Genomic DNA, 4775 nt, shown 5'->3' with positions numbered 1-4775 from the left:
GTACTATATCTAGCTATTTTAATTCTACTAGTAGCATCACTATAAAAGAAACAAGAAATATCTTCATTTCCATATTCTTGAATGTAATCGAAAAGTTTGAAATTAATATTAACTTTTGAATAATAGCTAGTTAGTACACTAATTAGAGCAAGTCTAACTTTGTCATTGTCATGTAAATTATTTAAATCTTCTTTACTGAATATGTTGAAAACTTCAACTCCACTTGCGTTTTTTAAATAACTATTGTCTTTTTCAACATCTTTAATCTCATAAAAATAATAAGTCTTTTCATTGGAGATTTTCAAGCCTTTTATTAATAAAATTTTATCTGAAGCAATATTTATTTTTGGATTATTTTGGTACTCAGAAAAGTTAATCTGGTCGTTTGAATCTATATAAATCGTTTTTATGATTTTTTTATTAAAATTAAAAAATTCATTTTTATCAGTTTGATTTAAAGTTGATGTTGAATTAGAAATATTTGGTGAATTGAAAAATAGAAGCTTTTTCATTTCTTTAGATTGCAAATTAAATCTAGTTAGTCCAGAATATTTGGACATTATAAATAATTCATTATTTATTTTTTTTATTTCTGAGCTAAACGTCGGGTCTCCAAAATTTTCATAACTCCCTCTAAAATCATTAGCTATGAAATATTCTTTTTTTGATGACTCTGTTTGTTGTATTAAATATTCAATTAAGAAAACTTTATTTTGTTTGTATATTGATACATATATATAATTTCCAGTTTGAATCGCATCACCAATGATTACTTGTTTTTTTATGTCACCATGTTTTTTAAATGGTAATGAACTTGATTCATTGATTTTTTCAAATCCATCAATTTTTAAACTATCTCCGTTTGTTTTTTTAAGATATAAACTCCAATAATTGATCGAATTATTGGTTTTGAAATACATTACCAATTCTGCATTGTTTATTTTTTTACTATATAAAGCTTCCATGTTTTTTTTGTTTATTTGTGCGTTTGTCATAAATACCAAAAAAAATGATGAAATTAATAATATCTTTTTCATTAAAATTATTCTTGCTTTATTTCTTCTTCTTTATAATCGCCAATGAGCCATTCGTTGTCATCATTATTATAGCGTATTATTTTTGGTTTTACATTATTATCTTGATATAGAAAATAAATAGTTCCTGTATATCTTGATCCTTGAGACAAGAATGGAGTGATATCTATGTTTCCTAAATATTTAAATGTATCAAAATTGTTCAAGTGTTTATTTGCTATTAAAACTTTTTTAATTTCTAAACCAACATTATCAATATTTTTTTCTAAATCTAAACTTTTAAACATCTCGTCTTCATCCTTAATTTTTTTAATTGATTCTGAAAAAGTAAGCTTATTTATTGTGTTAGTACTTTTATTTAAACTTAGAAGAATATTGTTTTTGCCACCCACATCACGTCCATAATGAAGGTAAAAATAATTTTTATTATTAATATTGAATTTTTGAATATTAAATTTATATCCCCCGAAATTTTCTATTGATCCAATAAAAACCTCGGTTATTTTTTGGTCTTTTTTATTAAATTTTATATTGTTTGTAAACTCAAAATCATAAAAAAATAATCTTCTTTCTTTATACACAAAAGCGTACAAGTAATCACTCTCTTTAAAAGCATCAATTAAACTAGGAGTGTATAGTAAAAAATCTTTATTGATGAAAGGATGATTTTCAACTATTATTTTTTCCAGTTCTACTGTTTCTTTTCCTTCCTTAGATAAAAACAGTTGCCAAACTGTTTTATCTTTATCAGATATTACTTTTTCATATAAATTTAATTTGCTAGACAATTTTATTGTTTTTGGTTCCATGATTTGAGAGTTAATTTTAAAGGAAGTAATGATAAGCATTAAAAATAATAAAAAGTTTTTCATATTAAAAAGTTTTAATTGTTTTACCCAAAGAATCAATTATTGAGATAACACCTTTTTCTTCTCTGACTTCTGAACGAGAATCGTATAAACCGGAAATTATCATTTTCACTAAATGATTTTCAATAACTGTACCAATCGTTTTATAATTTCCCGAATATATATCTAAATAACCCATTCTTTCAAGTGCAGCCGAGGCATAATCTTTTAATAAATCATTATTTGTTGGGTGTTTTGTTGTACTTGATAATCCATACGAAGGATCTAACCATAATTTTTTACCACTTCTTTCAAATAAAACAAAAACATGATCACTAAACTCGTGAAGAGGATTACTATTTCCTTGTGCCCTATTCGCTATTGAAGCAGAAAGGACTGGTTCTTTAGGATCACTGAAAGTCCAACCTCCTTTAACATAAAACACCCAATTAGCATAATAATTTTCAATTAATTTTCCTGAAGCATCAACTTTAGATAAATTTGGGTTTATGTATGACGGTTTTTTGGTCACAGGATCGATTTTAAAATAATAATTTTGATTATCACCTCGTCCAGAAAAAATTGCAAACTGACTTAAAGGTATTCCTTGACACATTGAAATATATGTATAAAAATCCGACCATTCACCACAACGAAATTCACCGTACTTTAGTATTACTCTACTATTTCGATCTATGTGTTTCCCAGTTGCCGAATCGTAAAATTTACGTGGTTGTACCCTTGCAGCGGGCAAGCCTGATTGTGCATCAACAGCGCTTATTCCCCGCCAATAACCCATACCTTGTGAAGTCCAATTTTTTGTTATATAACTACCTTCTCGTTTCCTTAAAACTTTTTTTGATGTGAATTGTTTAAAAACAGAAGAAATTATTTGCTCTTCGTTTTCTTCATTGTTTTTCGATAAATTGCCTTTGCCACTTGCTTGATTACAACCAAGCCATAATAGAGTTTCTAATATATTTTTTTTAAATGATTTTTTACATAAAAGCATCATATCTACTGTCTCATTGGGTGTAAGTTTATCTCCTTCAAATTTATCCCACATAGGTTTTTTCCAAGTCAAATAAAAACAAAACATTGCAGAACCCAATGGCGTCCATGATTTTTTATCTAATGAATAATCAAAAATAAGCTCGAAAGTTTCAAAATATTGTATTGTATCTTTATAAGGAGTATTGGTACTTTTAAATTCTATTTCATAGAGTGCGTCTTTCGCCTGTTTTGCATGAGGTTTAGTTGTAAAAGTATATTTATTATCTTTGTCACGCACGCGTACTTCAATACCATCAATGGGCAGTATGGTTTTGAAAGTAGCTTTAAATGTAAAATTATCTGTACTTGCTAGTGTAATCGGTATTGCGGCTGGCTTTTTCTTATCGTCTGCTTCGGTAATCCCGATTAATGATTTTCTGAGCCAATGGTAATACTTTCCATCATTTTCCAATATCCAAAAGTTTTTAAAATCACTGAAATTATCAACTTCGTCATTACAAACATCGTATGTGGTTTTCACTGCTATTTTCTCCAAAGATATTATTCCCGTAGACAAATTACTCTTATCTGGCTCACCTACTTTAATTGGCGTCAAATTTGTTGGTATATCCGCAACTGGTGACACAAGTAGTGGTTTTTTGATTTGGAAGCTTACCACTTTATCCTCTTTACCATTCTTGATATAAACACCTTTTGTATTTTTTACCTTTACAAAAAAATCTTCCAAATCGGCAATTTTTGTTGGATCACCCTTGAAAGCCTTAAATGTAGCTATTTTTACTTGAGCATCACCATTTAAACATTCTTGAGTTATAGTTTCTATAGGTGTTTTTTCATCTTTTTTATTATAGAATTCAAAAGTAAGATTATCGCCATTCAAGCCTTCGGTAGCTAGCCTTACATATACAATATTTCCGTACTTAATTTCAGTACTATCGCTTGCTAATTCCTGTTTGCTCCAAGTTGCCGATATTACTTTGGCTTCACAACTTCCTAAAATAAAAGCACTGGCTTTTGTTCCAACTCCGTCGAGTGTGGCTTCTAAAGTGTATCCATACGATCCTGAATATTTTTTGTTGATTGCAATTTTAAATTTATCCAGTACATTTCCTTTTACGGTTGCTAAAACAATTTTTTTTGATTTGTCCTTAATTTCCCATGTTACTCCTTTTGGCTTTTCAATTTCTGTGGGTATTACTGGAGTAAATCCGCCTTTTGGATTTACTTTGGCTTGCGGAATCCAATCTGGTACTTCAAATAAACAACTTTCATCGGCTGTTAAAACCCATTTAGTTGTGGTCGATAATTTGCTTTCGTATTTTCCTGATACTATTTTGATACTTGCCATATTAATTATTTACTTAAAGTTAAACCAAGACCGTCTGCTTGTTTTCTGGTCATATCTTTCATATCCACCATTGGGTTCAGTTGGCTGTGCACTTGCTCATTTGCATTTTTACTGTTGGTATTACTACCTTCGGTTTTTTGACCGTGATAATCTATCGAAATACAATCGGGTCCACCAATCGGGCAAGTGGCTTTGCTGTCTTCCAACAATATTTTGCCTTGATTTGATAAAGTGAATTTATCATATACATTGCTCCATTTTATAATTACTGTAATACATGGCAAATAGCCACCACTTGTAGGTTGCAATATGCAATTGCCAAAAGTATTTTTTTCAAGCGTTTGACCAATTTCTTTATCAGTTGCTATGAGTTTTTTTGAACCGTCTTTGTCATTTCCAAAATCTTTAGTTTGTGTTAAAACCTTTAGTTTATCGGTTTGCGGAGCCACACTAAACTTGCATTTGCAAGTAGCGCCTTGTACAACAACATGTTTTTCGCTCATAATATATTGTTTTTGTTAGTTTATTTAA

At 29.2% G+C, this 4775-nt stretch carries 4 protein-coding genes; all 4 read right to left on the bottom strand.

Features of this window, described 5'->3' with window-relative positions; translation table 11 throughout:
• A partial coding sequence (locus tag RMN92_RS00865) for a hypothetical protein (RefSeq protein WP_309607572.1) occupies nucleotides 1-1037 on the bottom strand: 1037 nt, incomplete at its 3' end.
• 5 nt (nucleotides 1038-1042) lie between these two features.
• Nucleotides 1043-1906, bottom strand: coding sequence for a hypothetical protein (locus tag RMN92_RS00860; RefSeq protein ID WP_309607571.1), 864 nt, complete (start codon nucleotides 1904-1906; stop codon nucleotides 1043-1045).
• Between the two features lies 1 nt (nucleotide 1907).
• Entirely contained in the window at nucleotides 1908-4244 is a 2337-nt protein-coding gene (locus RMN92_RS00855; protein WP_309607570.1) for a hypothetical protein, read from the bottom strand.
• 5 nt (nucleotides 4245-4249) lie between these two features.
• Nucleotides 4250-4747 (bottom strand): DUF4280 domain-containing protein, encoded by a 498-nt coding sequence (locus RMN92_RS00850; RefSeq protein ID WP_309607569.1) that lies wholly within the window; start codon nucleotides 4745-4747, stop codon nucleotides 4250-4252.
• Nucleotides 4748-4775 lie beyond the last annotated feature (28 nt).

This window comes from Flavobacterium sp. (assembly GCF_031363805.1).
Lineage (GTDB): Bacteria > Bacteroidota > Bacteroidia > Flavobacteriales > Flavobacteriaceae > Flavobacterium.
The sequence above is the reverse complement of the archived record's forward strand: the minus strand, read 5'-3'. Positions and strand labels throughout refer to the sequence as shown.

What these genes read in the sequence shown, in the direction of transcription:
- RMN92_RS00855 (WP_309607570.1), bottom strand. Translation starts at nt 4,244, where the DNA reads ATGGCAAGTATCAAAATAGTATCAGGAAAATACGAAAGCAAATTATCG.
- RMN92_RS00860 (WP_309607571.1), bottom strand. Translation starts at nt 1,906, where the DNA reads ATGAAAAACTTTTTATTATTTTTAATGCTTATCATTACTTCCTTTAAA.
- RMN92_RS00850 (WP_309607569.1), bottom strand. Translation starts at nt 4,747, where the DNA reads ATGAGCGAAAAACATGTTGTTGTACAAGGCGCTACTTGCAAATGCAAG.